The 14,398-nt window shown below is 71.0% G+C and carries 12 protein-coding genes and 1 pseudogene; 4 read left to right on the top strand and 9 right to left on the bottom strand.

Annotation, left to right across the window (positions count from 1 at the left end; genetic code table 11):
* Position 1: 1 nt before the first annotated feature.
* From ACWIHT_RS41355 to ACWIHT_RS41340, 4 genes are all read right to left on the bottom strand, one after another.
* Complete coding sequence (locus ACWIHT_RS41355) at positions 2-337, bottom strand: hypothetical protein (protein ID WP_456173735.1); 336 nt, start codon at positions 335-337, stop codon at positions 2-4.
* Positions 334-825, bottom strand: a complete 492-nt coding sequence (locus ACWIHT_RS41350) for a YbaB/EbfC family nucleoid-associated protein (RefSeq protein WP_456173734.1) — start codon at positions 823-825, stop codon at positions 334-336. Before ACWIHT_RS41350 ends, ACWIHT_RS41355 begins: the two co-directional genes overlap by 4 nt.
* 412 nt (positions 826-1,237) lie before the next feature.
* Positions 1,238-2,194: an ornithine cyclodeaminase family protein gene (locus ACWIHT_RS41345; protein WP_456173733.1), complete on the bottom strand. Its 957-nt coding sequence runs from the start codon at positions 2,192-2,194 to the stop codon at positions 1,238-1,240.
* Complete coding sequence (locus ACWIHT_RS41340; protein ID WP_456173732.1) at positions 2,191-2,949, bottom strand: IclR family transcriptional regulator; 759 nt, start codon at positions 2,947-2,949, stop codon at positions 2,191-2,193. Before ACWIHT_RS41340 ends, ACWIHT_RS41345 begins: the two co-directional genes overlap by 4 nt.
* A gap of 130 nt (positions 2,950-3,079) precedes the next feature.
* On the opposite strand from ACWIHT_RS41340, the gene ACWIHT_RS41335 reads away from it, so the two are divergent.
* Together ACWIHT_RS41335 and ACWIHT_RS41330 are read left to right on the top strand one after the other, a co-directional pair.
* The gene (locus ACWIHT_RS41335) at positions 3,080-4,393 is read left to right on the top strand and encodes an amidohydrolase family protein (RefSeq protein WP_456173731.1); all 1,314 of its coding nucleotides are present in this window, start codon (positions 3,080-3,082) and stop codon (positions 4,391-4,393) included.
* Complete coding sequence (locus tag ACWIHT_RS41330) at positions 4,390-5,475, top strand: dipeptidase (protein WP_456173730.1); 1,086 nt, start codon at positions 4,390-4,392, stop codon at positions 5,473-5,475. The genes ACWIHT_RS41335 and ACWIHT_RS41330 overlap by 4 nt, the downstream gene beginning before the upstream one ends.
* On the opposite strand, the gene ACWIHT_RS41325 is transcribed toward ACWIHT_RS41330, so the two are convergent.
* Positions 5,448-6,698, bottom strand: coding sequence for an MFS transporter (locus ACWIHT_RS41325; RefSeq protein WP_456173729.1), 1,251 nt, complete (start codon positions 6,696-6,698; stop codon positions 5,448-5,450). The two genes, ACWIHT_RS41330 and ACWIHT_RS41325, sit on opposite strands and share 28 nt — an antisense overlap.
* Before the next feature lie 192 nt (positions 6,699-6,890).
* On the bottom strand, positions 6,891-7,754 hold the full coding sequence (locus ACWIHT_RS41320) for an AraC family transcriptional regulator (protein WP_456173728.1): 864 nt from the start codon (positions 7,752-7,754) through the stop codon (positions 6,891-6,893).
* 134 nt (positions 7,755-7,888) lie between these two features.
* Between ACWIHT_RS41320 and ACWIHT_RS41315 the strand changes: the two genes are divergently transcribed.
* Positions 7,889-9,004 (top strand): serine hydrolase domain-containing protein, encoded by a 1,116-nt coding sequence (locus ACWIHT_RS41315; RefSeq protein ID WP_456173727.1) that lies wholly within the window; start codon positions 7,889-7,891, stop codon positions 9,002-9,004.
* A gap of 300 nt (positions 9,005-9,304) precedes the next feature.
* A complete protein-coding gene (locus tag ACWIHT_RS41310) occupies positions 9,305-10,927 on the top strand; it encodes a cellulose binding domain-containing protein (protein WP_456173726.1) in 1,623 nt (540 codons plus the stop codon).
* Positions 10,928-10,935: 8 nt separating this feature from the next.
* On the opposite strand, the gene ACWIHT_RS41305 is transcribed toward ACWIHT_RS41310, so the two are convergent.
* The 3 genes and pseudogenes from ACWIHT_RS41305 to ACWIHT_RS41295 all read right to left on the bottom strand — a co-directional run bounded on the left by ACWIHT_RS41305 (position 10,936) and on the right by ACWIHT_RS41295 (position 14,362).
* On the bottom strand, positions 10,936-11,940 hold the full coding sequence (locus ACWIHT_RS41305) for a chitinase (protein WP_456173724.1): 1,005 nt from the start codon (positions 11,938-11,940) through the stop codon (positions 10,936-10,938).
* A gap of 466 nt (positions 11,941-12,406) precedes the next feature.
* Entirely contained in the window at positions 12,407-13,015 is a 609-nt protein-coding gene (locus ACWIHT_RS41300; RefSeq protein ID WP_456173723.1) for a phosphatase PAP2 family protein, read from the bottom strand.
* A pseudogene (locus ACWIHT_RS41295) lies at positions 13,008-14,362 on the bottom strand (diacylglycerol/lipid kinase family protein). The gene ACWIHT_RS41300 and the pseudogene ACWIHT_RS41295 overlap by 8 nt, the downstream one beginning before the upstream one ends.
* Positions 14,363-14,398: the final 36 nt, after the last annotated feature.

Here is a 14,398-nt window from a genome sequence, read left to right as displayed (position 1 = left end):
GTCAGGGTCGGCTCCCGGTCCGCCCTTGTTGTTCGTGGATGGCGTCGATGATCCCGCCCTGGGTGGTGCGGATCGAGCGGAGGTTGTCGAGAGTGCCGTCGCCCACGGCCGAGATGCCGGCGGCGATGGCGTCGATGGTGGCCAGGACGGAGTCGCGGGTCTGGACGAAGTCCTTCCTGAGCTGCTTCCCGTAACTGTCGTCGCCGGTCCAACTGACGTCGGCCAAAGCGGAATGAGCCGACGCGCCGACGTCGTTGGCGTAGCTGCCGAGGTCCTTGATGACCCGGGTGCCGCCCAGGATGGCCTCGGGGTTCGATGTGTAGGACGGGCCGGTCATCGGGTGCCTCCGTCCTCTTCGTCGTCGGCGATCTCGTCGTGCAGCCGGGTGCGTGCGGCGGACCTGGCGGAGCTGTTCCGGGCCGGGGCGGACGGGCCCACGAAACGGGCCCAGTCGATGTCGAGTCCGGCGAGTTCGGGCACCTGCTGGCCGGGGGCGTCGAGCGGCCGGAAGTGGCGGGCGGCCTCGCGCCGTGCCTGGTCGCGACCCGCTTCGACCGCCTCGATGATCGCCGCGCCCAGTTCCGCGCTCGACATCTCACGGAACTTGGCCCCCAGGAACCGCAGGTCGCTCAGTTCGCCCCGGGGTCCGACGGTGACCTCGACGGAGCCGTCCTTGGAAACCGTGGGCGAGGATAAGTCGCCCATCTCGGCTTCCGCGCGTGCCACCTGCCGCTCCGTCGCGGCCAGTTCGGCTCTGGCCTGTGCGAGACGTCGCTCCAGCTGTTCCGCGTAACCGTCCGGGCCGGACTCGGGCTCCTGGGTCATGCGGCCTCCATCTTTCTCGTACTCCACTCACCGGAGGTGACCACGGCGGGGACCGGCGCGAACGCCGGGCCGCCCGTACCGGCGGGGGCCCGCGTCGGTAGCGCGGACATGTAGCGACGGCAGTCACGTCGGCGCGCACCGGAGGTCCCGTCCGTACGCACCCGGGGCCCGTATCACTCGCCCTGAAACAGGACGCGCGCGGCTCGGACCCGCAGACGTCCGATCATGGCCGGGCTGGTTGACGTCCGCCCCAACGGCACATGACTGGCAATGGATGAAGATCCGCATCCGGATTAACTTCCCCTGTACCAGGGTGACTTGAAGTGGCAACACACCCGCGGCGAGAGACCCGGCGACGGCCCGGCCGTGGGAGGACGAGAGCCCTGCTAATACTTGAGCAGAGTCCCCGTCCTCACAGATCCACGCGTACTCCCCAGCCCCGTTCGAGCGCCACGTCATAGGCCACCCGGACCGCCGCGACGTCGAGGGCGGCGTGGCCGGTGGACTTGAAGACGGTGAGGGCGTCGGTGGCACCGCCCCGGCCCGGATGGCCGCCGTCGAGGACGGACCCGAGGAGGGTCACCGGCTGGCCGGGCCCGAGATCCTGGAGTTCATGGGCGCCCGCCGGTGGTGGCGCGGTGGCCGCGCCGGTCCACTCAGCGAACAGGGCCGCGTCCCGGACGGTGCCGGAGTCCAGTTCGGGTCCCTGGGAGCCGCCGACCGACGAGACATGGACGCCGGGAGCGAGCCACTCGCGTCGGACGACGGGCGTGGTGGCGCCGGTGCAGCAGAACACCACCTCGGCCTCGCGGACCGCCTCCTCGACACCGGCGGCGACCCGCGCGCCTGGATACAGCGCGGCCGCCGCACCGGCCCGTACCAGATCGCGACCGGCCACCGTCACCTCGGCCTCGGGCAACACCGTGGCGAGCAGCGCGAGTTGGGCGCGGGCCTGGGCGCCCGTCCCCACCACCGCCACCCGGCCGAGACCGGGACGGACGGCCAGGGCCAGCGCGCTCCGGGTGGCGACCGCCGCCGTGCGGACCTCGGTCAGCGACTCACCGTCCACGAGCGCCAGCGCCCGCCCGTCGTGTTCGTCGAACAGGGCCACCAGCCCCCGGTGAAAACCGCGCCCGGGATGCCGTGGATCGGCGGTCACGGTCACCAGTTTCGCGGCCAGCCCGAGCCCGGGGACGTAACCGGGCATCGCGCCCAGCAGCCCTGTTGGGGTCAGGGCGGCGATCCGCGGCGGGACGGAGACTTCATCGCGGGCGATGGAGACCAGGGCCCGGCCCACCGCGTCGAGGACGACGTCGGGCCGCAACGCGGCGGCCGTCTGCCGACGGTCCAGCACCAGCAGCCCGCTCACCGTCCGCCCTCCGCCGCGCCAACGGTCAGGGCCGCACCCAACTCGTCCACCGCCGCACGCAACTCCCGCTCCACCAAGGCCAGTTCCGGCCCGTCGAACTCGGCGTCCGGTCCCACGACCGTCAGTGCGCACACCGGAGCACCGGGGTCGGGCACCACCGCCCGACTGACGGACGCCACCAGCTTGTCGTTACGACCGCGCTCCACCGCGACACCGGCCCGTTCCACCTCGGCCAACTCCCGTGCCACGTGCACCGCTTCCTCGCCGAGCCCGTCCAACCACCTTGTCCTGGCGACCGGTTCGAGCGCGGCGACCAGGGCCAGCGGTCCGGCGAACCGCCCCACCGGCAGCAGTTCGCCCCGCAAGTGGCTGATCATGGCGAGCCGTTCGGGCCTGACGACGTCGATCACCCGGGCGCCCCCCTCCTCCAGGACCTGGAGGTTGACCATCATCGAGGTCGCGGCGGACAGCCGTTCCAGCACCGGACGGGCCAGCGCGGTCAGCGAGTTGCCCGCGGCGGAGGCGGACATCCGGAGCACGGCGGCGCCGGGCAGATAGCGGTCACCGGCCCGCAGCACCCAGCCCCGCCGGACCAGGTCGAGCAGGATCCGGTAGGCGGTGGCGCGGTGCAGGCCCACCTCGGCAGCCAACTCGGTCAGCCGCACCGGGTGCGGTGCGCGCGAGACGGCCTCGACCAGGTCGAGCGCCTTGTCCACGGCCGACCTGGGTGCCGGGGTACGGGGTGCGACGGGCATGGCAGCGGTTCATCCCTCTCGTCCACGGTGCGACCACGGAGTACAGTATCCGCGTTTTCATCAAACGAAACAGTTGTTACATAGAGCGTAACAACACAGCGACCTACGACCTCCCGTCCTGAAGGTGACCATGACCGAACTGCCCCCGGGTGCCCCGACCCCCTGGGCCGCACCGCCCGCCGGAACCGTCACGGTCTACCGCGGCGCCACCCTCTTCGACGGCACCGGCGACCGGCCCCGCCCGGACACCACGATCGTCACGGACGGCGCCCGGATCCACTCCGTCGTCGGCGACGGCGACCCGTTGCCCCCGCTCGCCGCCGACGCGCCCCGCGTCGAACTCGACGGCAGATACGTCGTCCCCGGCCTGATCGACACCCACCAGCACCTGGCCACCCCGCCCGACCGGCCCGTCGCCGATGCGGTGCTCCGGCGCCTGGTGCACAGCGGGGTCACCGCCGTCCGTGACATGGCCGACGACCTGCGGCAGATCGGCGACCTCGCCCGCGCCACCCTGGTCGGCGAGATCCCCGGCCCCGACATCCACTACGCGGCGCTCATGGCAGGCCCCTCCTTCTTCGACGACCCGCGCACCCACGAGGTCTCCCGGGGCGCGACGCCCGGCGCCGTCCCCTGGATGCAGGCCGTCACCCCCGACACCGACCTCACCATCGCCGTCGCCCTGGCCCGTGGCACCCACGCCGCCGCTATCAAGGTCTACGCCGACCTGGACGCCCCGACCGTCGCCGCGATCACCGCCGAGGCACACCGCCAGGGCATCGCCGTATGGGCACACGCCACCGTCTTCCCGGCCGCGCCCGGCGAGGTCGTCACCGCGGGCGTGAACAGCGTCTCCCACGTCACCCTGCTCGCCTTCGAGAACCCCACCGAGCCGCTGAGCAACTACAAGACGAAACCCCCGGTCGACTACGACCGTTTCGCCACGGGCGACGACCCTCAACTGGCCGCGCTCTTCGCCGAGATGCGCCGTCGCGGCACCGTCCTCGACGCCACCGCGTCCATGTGGACCAGCGACGAACTCCGGGGCGACACCGCCGAGTCCGCCGAACGGGCCCGCCGCAACACCGAGTTGGCCGCCGCGATCACCGCCCAGGCCCACCGTGCCGGAGTCGACGTCTGCACCGGCACGGACTTCGAGACCGACCCCGACGACCCGTTCCCCGCCCTCTACGGCGAACTCGCCTTCCTCGTCGACCGTTGCGGCATCCCAGCCACCGACGTCCTGCGCTCGGCAACCCTGGTCGGCGCGAGGGCCGCCGGCACGGAGGCGGACATGGGCAGCGTCGAAGCCGGAAAGCTCGCGAACTTCGTCGTCCTTGACGAGGACCCGCTCCGGGACATCGCCAACCTGCGCACCATCACCCTCACCGTGAAACGCGGCCGCCGCTTCGACCGCGCCGACTTCGAGAAGGACGCCAAGTGACCGCCGCCGCCCACCCGATGATCGTCAACGCGCTGGGGCAGCTCGACAACCCCAACACCCCCGCCGCCAAGGCCGCCGCCACCCAGCTCAACCCCGACAGCGGTCAACTCGCCGTCGACGCCCGGGCGATCGCCGAAGCCCGCGCCTCCGGCCTCACCGCCGTCAACATCACCCTCGGCTACACCATGGGCGAACTGCCGCCGTACGAGCACACCTTGGACGAGATCGTGGTCTGGGACGGGATCCTCGACGCACACCCGGCCGACCTGCTCAAGGTGCGTACGGCCGACGACATCCGGCGCGCTCACCGCGAGCGGCGGATCGGTGTCATCTACGGCTTCCAGAACGGCGTCGCCGTCGGTGAGGACCCCGCCCTCGTGGAGAGCCGTGTCGCCGAGTTCGCGAAGGCCGGTGTACGGGTCGTCCAGCTCACCTACAACCAGGCCAACCACCTCGGCGACGGCTCCATGGCCACCGCCAACCGGGGCCTGACCCCGTTCGGCCGCCGGGTCGTAGAGGCCCTCAACGACCACCACTTGATGGTCGATCTCTCGCACAGCGGGGAGAACACCTGCCTGGACGCGGCCCGGCACTCCCGGCAGCCCGTGTCGATCAACCACACCGGCTGCCGTGCGCTGGCCGACCTCCCGCGCAACAAGACGGACGAGGAACTCCGCCTGGTCGCCGACCGGGGCGGGTTCGTCGGCATCTACTTCATGCCCTTCCTCAACCCGACCGGTCACGCCACCGCCGCCGACGTCGTGGACCACATCGTGCACGCGGTCGACGTCTGCGGCGAGGACCATGTCGGCATCGGCACCGACGGCAGCGTCACCGCCGTGGACGACCTCGACGCCTATCGCGAGGCTCTCGCCGAACACGTCGCCGCCCGGCAGGCGGCCGGTGTCGGCGCGGCGGGCGAACGGGCCGACACCTACCCCTTCGTCGTGGATCTGCGCGGCGTCGACCAGTTCCGCGACCTGATCCGCCTGTTGGAGAAGCGCGGCTACGGCTCCACTCGCATCGAGAAGATCCTCGGCCGCAACTTCCTCGACTACGCGGACCGCGTCTGGACGTCCTGAGGGTCCGCGTCCCGTACCGCCTCCGACGGGGTCGGGGTCGGGGTCTGGGTCGATGAAGAAGTGATCAGCGCAGAGCTGCCGGTGTCACGGTCCGTGAGGCCCGCGAGGAGGGCGAGGCCGAGGCCCGCCGCGGCGAGCGTCGCGCCGACCAGGGCCGGTGACGCCCAGCCCCAGCCCGCGGAGATGGCGAGGCCGCCGAGCCATGCTCCGCCCGCGTTGGCCAGGTTGAAGGCGGAGTGGTTGGAGGCCGCGGCCATCGTCGGGGCGTTCTTCGCCTTGGCCATGAGCAGCATCTGGACGGGCGTGGTGACCAGCGCGCCCATCGCGCCCATGAACACGAGGGTCACCAGCGCGGGGACGGTGCTGTGCACGGTGAAGTAGAACGCCACGAGCGCCGAGCCCAGCAGGAAGAGGCCCCCGTACAACGTCGGGCGCAGGGCCCGGTCGCTGAGCGGACCCGCGATCAGTGTGCCGAGCGTCATGCCGATGCCGTAGAGCGCGAGGACCCAGGTGGTGGAGGAGTCGGCGAGGCCGGTCACGTGGGTCAGGATCGGCACCAAGTAGCTGTAGACGGCGAAGAAGCCGCCGAATCCCACGACGGCGGTGGCCAGGCCGAGGGCGACCTGCCGGTTGCCCATCGCCCGCAGTTCGTGCCGGATGCCGGACTGGCTGCCGCGGGGCTGATGGGGGACGAAGGCGGCCAGCGCGGCCAGCGCGAGCAGGCCGATGACGGCGACGCCGCAGTAGGCGTACCGCCAGCCAAGGTGCTGGCCGAGGGCGGTGCCCGCCGGGACTCCGACGATGTTGGCGATGGTGAGTCCGAGGAACATCTTCGAGACGGCCCGCCCGGCTCGTTCGGGGGCGACCAGCCGGGAGGCCACGACGGCGCCGACGCCGAACAGCGCGCCGTGGGGCAGGCCCGCCAGGAACCGTGCGGCGAACAGCAGGCCGAAGTTCGGGGCGAGAGCGGAGGCGACGTTGCCGATCACGAACATCGTGGACAGCAGGAGCAGGAGCCGTTTGTGGGACATGCGCGCGCCGATGCCGGTCAGGACGGGCGCCCCGACGACGACACCGAGCGCGTAGGCGGAGACGAGGTTGCCGGCGTGCGGCACGGACACGCCGACGCCGTCGGCGATCTGGGGCAGCAGTCCCATCGTGGCGAATTCGGTCGTACCGATTCCGAACGCGACGAGGGCAAGGGCCAGCAGGGCCAGTGGCATGGGGCGCGAGTACCTTTCAGGGGCTGCGGTGTGCGTGCGGATGCGGGAGGGGGGAAGAGGGCAGGACGACCGTGAAGCGTCCGGTTCGCCCTGTTTCTTTAGCCTGTCGCCTCGGCCGCCGTTGCCCGATGCGCCCCTGGGGGCATGAAGAGTCTACGAGCGCCGCGCCGCTCGCCCAGCCGTGAGGTCAGGTCAGGACCGCTCGACCGGGATCCACAATTGGGAGTGGGTCTCTTCGCCGATCTCCACCGGCCGCGTCCGCAGGAGTTCGGGACCTGGTCGGCTCGTGTACGGGTTCGAGGGGAACCACTGGGTGAACACGTCCCGCCACAGTGCCTGGAGCGCGCTCGGATAGGGCCCGTCGTTGTCGAAGACCGCCCAGGTCCCGGCGGGTACGTCGAGGGCGTCGAGTTCTCCGACGACCGTCCCCGCGCCGGTGGCCACGCCGATCCAGTAGTCCGCCTCGGCCCCCTCCTCCCGACTGTCGGTCAGATACACCGCTGCCGACAGGATCCCCTCGGGTTCGCGGTCGGCCAGCTCCTTCATCCGTACGATCGCCCGCTGGTCGAGGCTCTCCAGATGCGCCGTGGCGGCCGCGTTGGCCCCCTCGTGGACCAGCGGCACCCGCGACTTCCTGCCGACGATCCGGAACGCCTCCTTCTCCACGATCCGGTAGCGCATCGTCGTACTCCCTTCGACGACGACGCGGAACGACATGCGTGGCTGTGCCGTGAGCAGCGCGCCCGTGCGCCGGGCCTCGCCCGGTCCGATGCCGTGCACCGACCGGAACGCCCGGGCGAACGCCTCGCCCGAGCCGTAGCCGTACCGCACCGCGACATCGAGGAGCGTGCGGTCCCCGGCCAGCACCTCGGCCGCGGCGAGCGTCATCCTCCGGCGCCGCACGTAGACCGGGAGAGGCATACCGGCGAGGGCGGAGAACAACCGCCGGAAGTGGTACTCCGACACCGCGGCGATCCGGGCCGCCTCGGCCACGTCGACCTCCCGGTCGAGGCCGGCCTCCAGGTGGTCCAGCGCCTGATTCAGCCGCTCCAGCACGTGTGTCCGTACCTCTTCCTGCCGCTACAGCCGGGCCGTCTTCAGGTCTAGGTGATCTCCGCACGCCCTGCCCGACAGAAGCCGTACGGGAATTGTCGGGCGGGTGACCTCGGCGTTGCCTGAGGCTGGCGCACATGACTGATGTTAAGGGGATGTGCGAGCCACGGTTCGGCGCGGTCGAGGCGGCCCTCGCGGCCTCGCTCGGCAAGGACGATGTGGGCGCCTCCGTCGCCGTCTACCTCGACGGTGAACCGGTGGTCGACCTGTGGGGCGGGTACGCCGACGCGGATCGCACCGCCGCCTGGGAGCGCGACACGCTCACGGGCGTGAACTCGACGACCAAGAACATGACCGCCTTGTGCGCGCTGATCCTGGCCGACCAGGGTCGGCTCGACCTGTCCGCGCCGGTCGCCGCCTACTGGCCCGAGTTCGCCGCGGCGGGCAAGGAGCGTCTGCTGGTACGCCACGTGCTGTCCCACACCGCGGGGCTGCCGGACCTGTCCGGTCCGACCGCGGTCGAGGACCTCTACGACTGGCAGCGCGTGACCGCAGGGCTGGCCGCACAGGCCCCCGAGTGGGAACCGGGAACCGCCGCCGGGTACCACGGGCTCACCTTCGGATACCTGATCGGTGAGGTCGTCCGACGGATCACCGGCAGCTCCCTCGGCGACTTCTTCGCGGCGGAAGTGGCCAAGCCGCTGGGCGCCGACTTCCACATCGGGCTCTCCGCCGACCACGACCGCCGCGTCGCACCGCTCATCCCGCCGCCGTCGCTGACCGACGAGTACACCGCCGGCGCGCCGACCGGGCCGGACGGCACACGTCGGGAGTACGACGGTGTCACGGTCCGCGTCAGGGATGCCAACTCCGTTGCCTGGCGCCGTGCGCAGATCCCCGCGGTTAACGGCTTCGGCAACGCTCGGTCCGTCGCCCTCGTCCAGTCGGTACTGGCGAACCGGGGTACCGCCGGTGGCGTACGGCTGCTGTCGCCCCAGGGTTGCGAGCCCGCATGGCAGGAGGTGTTCCGCGGTGAGGACCGGGTGCTGCGGACCTCGATGGCCTGGACCGTGGGCTTCGGCAAGTTCGGCACCATGTTCGGTTGGGGCGGATGGGGCGGCTCGCTGGTCGCGAGCGACCCTGAAGCACGGATGACGGTGGCCTACGTGATGAACCAGATGCTCGACCGGGAGCAGCAGGAGGACAGCCGCGGCATGGAGATCATCATGGCCGCCTACAGCGGACTGCGGTGACAACCCGCGTCAACTCCCGCCCCCGAGGCCGAAATTGGTCTAGACGAATCTTTCCCAGATCTCTTGACGCAGGCCGACGCGGACGGCCACGCTTCGTACCGCAGGCAGATGTAAGGAAAGTTTCCGATTAACTTCACGACTCGCCGTTCGACGGATTTCCCCTGCCTCACCCCGCCCTGATCACGTCGCACGGCTCCTCCCCACCCGCACCTCTCCACCGTGCGACGGGCGTGCAGGGCACCGCAATCCGCGTACCGGCGCGACGCCGTGCGCGGCCTCGCCCCACGGAGGAGCAACCGCATGAGACGTGCGTCGCTGCGCGCCGCATTGACCGCCGCCCTGATGGTCGGCGGCCTGGCCACGACCGCCACCCCGGCCGCCCACGCGGCCGACAACACCGGTCTGATCGCCTCCTTCGGCATCACCTCCACCTGGGGTGCCGGATTCGAGGGCGGCTACACGGTCACCAACAAGTCCACCCACACGGTCAGTTCATGGACCATCACCTTCACGCTGCCCGCCACCGAGGCCGTCACCAGTTCGTGGAACGGCACGGTCACCCACAGCGGGACGCAGTACACGATCACCTCCCCCACCTGGGAGGCCCCGCTCGCCCCCGGTGACTCCGCGCCCGTCGTCGGCATGGACTTCAGCTACACCGGCTCGGTCGTCCCGCCGAGCGCCTGCCTGATCAACAACGGCCCCTGCGCGGGCGTCCCCGCCGACACCGCCGCGCCCTCGGTCCCCACCGGCCTCGCCGTCCGGGCCACCGGCCCCGGGAGTGTCACCCTGGGCTGGAACGCCTCGACCGACAACGTCGGCGTGGTCGGGTACCGGGTCTACGAGGGCAGCGACGTCATTGCCACCACCTCCGGCACCGGCACCACCTTCACGGTGATCGGCCTGCTCGCCGGCAGCAGCCACAGCTTCTCGGTGACCGCCCTCGACGACTCCAACAACCAGTCGGCGCACTCCGCGACACTCACCGCGACCGCGGGCAGCGGCACAACTCCCGGCGTGGCGGCCCCCTTTGTCGACCTCGGCGCCTACCCGACGCCGAACCTCACGCAGATCGCGACGAACACCGGGCTGCGGCAGTTCTCGCTCGGCTTCATCACCGCCGGGTCGACCGGTTGCTCGGCGAGCTGGTTCAACTCCTTTGACCCGGGCGCGGCTTGGGACCGGGCCGACTTCGACTCGCTGCGCGCGATGGGCGGTGACGTACGGCCGTCCTTCGGTGGTGCGTCGGGCACCGAGCTGGCCCTCGCCTGCACCAGCACGACCGCGCTCCAGGCGCAGTACCAGAAGGTCGTGGACGCCTACGCCCTGGACCGCGTCGACTTCGACATCGAGGGCGCCGCGGCGGTCGACCACGCCTCGATCGACCGGCGCTCGACGGCCGTAGCCGCCGTCCAGGCCGCACAGCGCGCCAAGGGCCGCGACCTCAAGGTCACCCTCACGCTCCCGGTCCTGCCCAGCGGCCTGACCGCGGACGGCGTCTACATCCTCAACTCGGCCAAGTCGCACAACCTGAACGTCGACACGGTCAACCTGATGGCCATGGACTACGGCGACAGCGCCGCGCCCAACCCGTCCGGGAAGATGGGCACCTACGCCATCCAGGCCGCGACCTCGACCCGCGCCCAGATCGCCTCGGTGTGGCCCAGCCTCACCACCGCCCAGACCTGGGCGATGGTGGGCCTCACCCCGATGCTCGGTCAGAACGACACCGCCAGCGAGGTGTTCACCGCCACCGACGCACAGCAGGTGCTCGCCTTCGCCAAGCAGAACCACCTGGGCGAGCTGGGCTTCTGGGACGTCACCCGCGACGGGAACGCCTGCACGGGTGCCCTGAGCCAGTGCACGAACATCCCGCAGACCCCGTACCAGTTCTCCAAACTGTTCGCGACCTACGCGGGCTGAGCCCCCGGTCAGCGGAGGGTGCGGGTGAACTGGTACGCGCTCTGTGACGTGCCGCTGCAGGTGTCGGACAGCTGACCGTTGGTGGCGCAGGCCTTGTCCCGGCCCAGCGACCAGAAGGACAGTTCCTGGATGCCCTTGCTCGCGGCGAAGTTGGCGAGCGTGGTGGCGTTCGCGGTGCTGAACACCTCGGCCGTGGTGTCGTTCACGCCGATCATGGGGGTGTTGCCCTCCATGGCCCACAGTTGTGCGGAACTCTTGGTCGTCCAGATCCGGCCCAGCTGGTCATGGAGGGCGGTCGCCGCGTCGGTGGCCGCCTTGCCCATGTCCATGGCCGGGCCGTAGTCCATGGTCATGATGTTGACCAGATTGACCGTCAGGGCGTTGCTCTTGGCGTTGTTCAGCAGGTTGATCGAGTTCTGCTCCAGGCCGGTCGGATCGACCGGGAGGGTGTACTGGACGTCAAGTCGGCGCCCCGCTGTCGCGTACTCGCTCTGCAACTGTGCCAGGGCCTTGTTGCGCCGGTCGTTGGCAGCCGTGTTGTTGAGGGTCGAGCCCTCGATGTCGAGGTCGACGCGGGTGAGGTTGAGGCTGTCGATGACCCGCTTGTACTGGGCCTTGAGGGACGACACCGAGGTGCAGGCAACGCCCAGTTCGGTGCCGGAGGCGCCGCCGAAGGAGGCGATGACGTCGCCGCCGGCCGCCCTCGTGGAGTTGATGGCGGCGGTCCAGGAGGCGTCGGTGATGGACGTGTCGCCGTTGAAGGTCGCGTTGCAGCCGCTTCCGGCGATGACGAAGGCGAGGGTGAAGTACTTCTGGCCGGTGGCATTGCGTGCGTTGGCGAGGGCGGACGGGGAGTTCCAGGTCTCGGCGTACGGTGCCGAGTACCGGGCGGGGAAGCCCGGCCCGGGGTTCGCCGCGGTCGGGGCGGCGGATGCCGAGGGGGCGAGGACGGCTGCCACCGCCGCGCCGGCGGTCACGGCAACGGCCAGTGTGTAGCTGCTGTTTCGACGCATGAGTCCTCCAAGACACGGCGCATCCAGTGCGCTGGTGGGGGGGTAGAGGAAACCACGACCAGTTCATGTTCATGAACAATTTCCGTTCATGTGAACAGGCTGAAGCCATTAAGGCCTAGACCAATACGACCGTCAACCCCCGCGGCAACAACTGGAAGTCAGTTCGTCGCGGAAGCGGAAACGAAAGACGCGGAAGAGGAGAGGACACACCGCGGCCCCGAGGCGATCGAAGCACTCGGGGCCGCGTCTGCGCGTTGCGGGAATGGAGGGCGGTCGCCTACGCGGCGATGCGCTCTGCGGGGCTTCAGCCGGACGATCGTCCCCGCAGGCAATAGGTGAGGCCCGGGGACACTGTCCCCTCCACTCCCACGGTTCTTCCAACCACATTGCCCCGCCGTGCATTCCCGGGCGGCATGGAATCCTGAGCCGGTAGTCAGGGCGATCGAGTCGGGGCTACGCCGTGAGCTCAGGTCAGCCGTCCGACGCTGCCGTCGCCCGAGGCGTCCCAGTGTGCGGCCGCCGCGAGGACGGCGGCAGCCGCGCCCGTTCCGAGTACGGCGCCGGCGACGACGTCGCCCGGGTAGTGCACCCCGGTGTGGACGCGCGAGTAGCCCACGGCACAGGCCAGCAGGCCGAGAGGGACCGTGACGGCCGGGAACGCGGGCCCTACCGCCGCCGCGAAGGCAACGGCGGAGGCGGTGTGGCCGGAGGGGAACGACGCGGAGGCCGGCATGGGGACGTGCCGACCGGGGAACGGCGAGTCCTCGGCACGGTGCGGGCGTGGCCGCCGTACAAGACGCTTGCCGAGCAGGTTGGCCGTGGTGGAGGCGACACCGATCGCCGCTACGCCGAGCAGCGCGGCGCGGCGGGAGCGGCCTGGGCGCAGAGCCAGGGTGGCGGCGATCAGGAGAGAGATCTTGGAGTGGTCGGCCGCCGCGGACAGTCGGCGCAGCGCCGAGTCCAGTGCCGGTGTGCTGGTGACCGTCACGGCTTCGTAGAGCGCCTGGTCGAGGCCGGCGAGATCGCGCAACAGGCCCTGCGGTGCTCGCTGTTGCCGACGGCGACGCTCAATCATCGCTCTGCTCCTGGTTCTTGTCGCGTGGGGGAACTGCTCGGTCCTGGCTCTCCTGCTCGTGGGGCGACCGGTCGAAGGCGAGGCGCAGGACGCGGTACCAGTCGACGGTCGGCGCGACGTACGGCGCCCCAGGACGTTCCCGTGGCACGCGCACCCGTAGGGCGCCGGGCCGTATCGTGCACACGACGGGCGGAGGCAGGACGAGTGCCTCGCCGTCCACGGCCACCGGGATGGTCTCCTCGTCGGACTCCACGACGACGCTGCGGGACGTCAGGGTCGTGATGCCGCTGGCCCGCTCCCCCAGCAGCGCCAGTTCGGCGGCCTGTACCGCGCCTCCCACCCGGACCGCGATCACGCCGAACGTGCCCGTGTCGAGCCGTTCCCTGCGGCCACCGGCCAGGGGTCGGCCCGTGCGTAGGGGTTGTTGCTGACCAGCACCGCCTGTGGGGCATCCAACCGCTCTTCGTCGGTGCGCGCGCTGAGTGCGGCGCCCGCCTCACCTGCCAGCAGGTCCGGCAGCTGGTCGAGCGCCGTGACGGCTTTGGCGTCCCGGTAGTCGGGGTTCTGCACGATGTGCGCGTACGTACCGAACGAGGCGGTGTTGACGAACGGCCGGCCGGAGATGTCTCCGAGGTCGACGCGGAGTTCCACACCGTCCGAGAGCGCCTCCAGGCTGCGCACCGGATCGTCCCGGTCCAGGCCGAGGTCCATGGCGAAGTGGTTGCGGGTACCGGCGGTCACGACCATGAACGGCAGACCGTGTTCGGCGGCCACTCCCGCCACCAGGGCCTGGGTGCCGTCGCCGCCGGCCACACCGAGCAGGTCCGCTCCCTCGGCGACGGCCTGCCGGGCCAGTGCCACCGGATCCGGATCCGTGTCGAGGTCGAGCAGGATCACGCGCGCGCCCAGTGCCTCGGCCCGCTCGACGAGTCCGAACCGCCCGACCTTCCCGCCGCCCGACTTCGGGTTCATGATCAGCACGGCCCTGCGGGGTGGGCGGACCGTGCGGGTGTGCATGCCGTGCGGCTTGCGCAGACGGCGCAGGGCGCTGCGCGCGCAGCCGAGCGCGGCCGTCCACGCCGCGAGGGCGACCACCGCGACCACCCACAGGCCCGACACGGCGTACAGCACGAGAACGCCGACGGGTGCGGCGACCGCCAGCAGGGCACCGAGGAGCCGGGCGAATCCGCGGTGCGCCAACGCCCACCACAGGCCCGCGCCGGCCAGTCCGAGGCCCGCAAGACCCAGCAGCAGGACGAACCAGTGGTTGGTGCCGGCCACCACTGCCGCCACCGCTCCCGCGATGCACAGCAGGGCGAGGCGGGCCAGGGCTCGCGCCGAGCCGATACCCGTGTCGGGTCCGTGGCGCCGCGTCTCGTGCGT

This window comes from Streptomyces sp. NPDC002276, from assembly GCF_053891435.1.
Note: the sequence above shows the minus strand (reverse complement) of the source record. Positions and strands in the feature narration are given on the sequence as shown.